The 1932-nt window shown below is 73.5% G+C and carries 1 protein-coding gene; it reads left to right on the top strand.

The window, feature by feature from the left end; translation table 11 throughout:
• A partial coding sequence (locus tag ACFUEL_RS37135; protein WP_380242223.1) for a D-alanyl-D-alanine carboxypeptidase family protein occupies positions 1–1880 on the top strand: 1880 nt, incomplete at its 5' end.
• Positions 1881–1932 lie beyond the last annotated feature (52 nt).

The following is a 1932-nucleotide window of genomic DNA, read 5'->3' as shown; positions in this document are numbered from 1 at the left end:
ACACGGACGAGGATGCGGACGCGGACGGGGACGGGGGCGAGCCGGAGGACGCCGAGGGCTCCGGGGACGCGACCGCCGCCAAGCCCGAGCCGACCATGGCGCTGCGGCTGGCCGACCTGCCCCGGGCCGAGGCGGAGTCGGAGGCGGCGGAGGACGACGCTCCGGCCGGCCCGCAGCCGACGATGATGCTGCGGCTGCCCGTCCGGGCCGAAGAGGCCGAAGAAGAGGACACGGACGAGGATGCGGACGCGGACGGGGACGGGGGCGAGCCGGAGGACGCCGAGGGCTCCGGGGACGCGACCGCCGCCAAGCCCGAGCCGACCATGACGCTCCGGGTCGGCAAGGAGCGCCCCGAGCCGACCGTGATGCTGCGGCTGCCCAAGGAGGGCGCAGCCGCCGAACCCAAGGCTGCTGAACCCAAGGGTGCCGAGCCCAAGGCCGTCGAGCCCAAGGTCCGGCCCGAGGCCAGGACCGAGCCCGTTCCCGCCCCGGCCCGGACCAAGCCCCTGGCCGTTCCCCCGTCCGTGCCCGCCGCCCTCGCGGCACCGGCGCCGGCGCCCGTGTCCGCGCCCGCGCCCGCTCCCGTCGGGCCGCCGCCCGGGCCGGAGAGCACCATCGAGGCGCTGGAGGCGCTCAAGGCGCTGAGCGCCCGTCCGGTCTCGCCGTTGCGGCGGGCGCTGAAGCGGATCACGATCTGGGGCGTCTTCGTGGCGTTCGTGCTGGGCGTGGTGGTCGCGGCGCAGCTGCTGCGCCCGCTGCCGGCGCCGAAGGCGAAGCTCTCGCTGGCGGACTCGTTCACCTTCGGCGGGGAGCAGCCGAACATCCCGTGGCCGACCCGGGGGCAGGCCGCCGCCGAGGTGGTGGGCGTGGGCAGCCTGGGCGCCTCGGGGGAGGAGAAGCCGGCGACCATCGCGTCCGTCACCAAGGTGATGAACGCGTACCTGATCCTCCAGGCGCACCCCCTGAAGAAGGGGGAGAGCGGTCCGACCATCACGGTGGACGCCCAGGCCGCCAAGGAGTCCACCAACGGCGACGAGTCGCGGGTGGCGCTGACCGAGGGGCAGCAGATCACCCAGTACGAGGCGCTGGAGATGCTGATGCTGCCGTCGGCCAACAACGTGGCCCGGCTGCTGGCCCGTTGGGACGCGGGCAGTGAGCAGGAGTTCGTGAAGAAGATGAACTCCACCGCCGCGCAGCTCGGCATGACCAACACCAGCTACGCGGACCCGGCCGGGTACGACAACGACACCAAGTCGACCGCGAAGGACCAGCTGAAGCTGGCCGAGAAGGTCATGCAGCTGGAGATCTTCCGGCAGATCGTCGCCGAGCCGGACACCAAGTTCAACGGGCAGCGGATCTACAACACCAACGCGCTGCTCGGGAGGAACGGCAACATCGGCGTGAAGACCGGCTCGTCCACCGCCGCGCAGTCCTGCCTGATGTGGGCGGCGGTCAAGGAGATCGGCGGCGTGCAGCGGATGATCCTGGGCGTGACGCTGGGCCAGCCGCAGACCAAGGAGGAGATGGACCTGACGAAGGCCGCCCAGCCGCCGAGCCAGCGGATCAACGTGGCCGCGCAGGCCGCGCTGGCCGGGCAGACCCTGGCCAAGCAGGGCGACGTGGTCGGCTACGTGGACGACGGCGTCGGCGGCAGGGTGCCGGTGGTCGCGGCCGCGGACCTCACCGTCGCGGGCTGGAACGGCGTCACCGCGCACGTCACCCTGACCCCGGTCGGGAAGATCGCCCACACGCTGCCGGCCGGCACCCAGGTCGGCACGCTCTCGGCGGGCGAGGGGGAGGGCCGCGTCGAGGTGCCGGTCACCCTGCAGTCCGACCTGGCCCCGGCGTCGATCGGCTCCCGCCTGCTGCGGCTGGGCTGAGCCGCCCGGACGGACGAAGGCCCAGAAGGCCCCGACCCCACTGCTCGTACGC

It is taken from the genome of Kitasatospora sp. NPDC057198 (genome assembly GCF_042670125.1).
In the GTDB taxonomy this organism is placed as follows: Bacteria; Actinomycetota; Actinomycetes; order Streptomycetales; family Streptomycetaceae; genus Kitasatospora.
Note: the sequence above shows the minus strand (reverse complement) of the source record. Positions and strands in the feature narration are given on the sequence as shown.